1 protein-coding gene is annotated in these 1,211 nt (G+C 46.5%); it reads right to left on the bottom strand.

Annotation, left to right across the window (positions count from 1 at the left end):
• Window positions 1–98: 98 nt before the first annotated feature.
• Complete coding sequence (locus R7P67_RS25185; protein WP_318086368.1) at window positions 99–1,103, bottom strand: metal-dependent hydrolase; 1,005 nt, start codon at window positions 1,101–1,103, stop codon at window positions 99–101.
• Window positions 1,104–1,211 lie beyond the last annotated feature (108 nt).

The following is a 1,211-nucleotide window of genomic DNA, read 5'->3' as shown; positions in this document are numbered from 1 at the left end:
TTAGCAAGATCTTCTTTGCTAATAAGCCGACGCTGGTGAAGGACTTTCAATCGGCTTGATAGTCACTGAGTCACTCCCCATGTAACCCAAGTAAGAGCTCAATCAAAGTCCGTAAGCATATTGAGAAAAGTTTGGCGGTCTTCCGCTGTACTACCTCGATGAGCAGTGTATTCGACGTGTTCATCCGCGCTGGCTTTTGGGGATAGATTGATGCCCCACAGCGCATTAATTTGGTTTGGCACGATGGAGTAACGCACATCAACAATTCGCATTTCGTCATCCGGGTCTTGCACTACAAAACCATTTGAGAACCAACGGAAACGTTCAATATCTTTCGCTTGCTGCGATTGCGGGTCGAGCCATGGAAATTGTGTTTTCACATTGAGCTTTGGTGTGGATTCGCCAGGATAGATTTTTATTGAGCGCCCCACTCTTACCGCATCCACATAGTAGTTATCTTCCGTTTCATAAATCACTTTCCAGACCAAAAGATTGCCGAAGGTTGGTTTTGCTTTTAGCTGCACAGCGCTGTGCTGTCGCTCTTGGACGATTTTCCACCCGGCCGCTTCTGCTCTATCTCGTTGAATAACCCCAAGAGTCAGATAAGCCAGAGACCATAGAAATGCGACACGCGCGTAATTTCGATTTCGCTTCAGTGCGGCAAACAAAAGCAGGATCAAAATAGGAAGTGAGAAAGCGGGGTCGATAACCGAGATCGAGTTCCAGGCATAGCGTGTGTTGCTTATCGGCCAAAAAAGCTGAGTCCCATAGCTGGTGCAAGCATCTAACAGCGCATGGGTGCTATAACCAAGGGCACAATAAAACCAACTCTGTTGAAAGTTTAGCTCTCGTCTTTTTGCAAACAACGGATACAACACTAAAGCACAGAGAAAACTGCCAAAAGGGATAAACAACAATGAATGGGTAAAGTGTCGGTGATATTCCAAAAACAGTAATGGGTCACTTGATGAACGGATAAGTACGTCCAAATCCGGAGCCATCCCAGCGGCCACGCCTAACACGCCAGCAGCCACAATATGCCGCTTGTTACTTGCAGACTGCGGCAAAGCAGCGCCCAGTAAACCTTGCGTTAACGGGTCCATTATTTAAGCCCACCACGATAACGTAGGCGAGAGAGAAGGCATGTGCGCTTCAAAATCGGTTCAAATTTAAAAACCAGAACGTTCTCCGACATAAATTATCCGTATTTA

The sequence above is a fragment of the Vibrio sp. Vb0937 genome, from assembly GCF_033338855.1.
The sequence above is the reverse complement of the archived record's forward strand: the minus strand, read 5'-3'. Positions and strand labels throughout refer to the sequence as shown.

Excerpts from the sequence above, each read along its gene's own strand:
- R7P67_RS25185 (WP_318086368.1), bottom strand. The coding sequence starts at position 1,103 with ATGGACCCGTTAACGCAAGGTTTACTGGGCGCTGCTTTGCCGCAGTCT.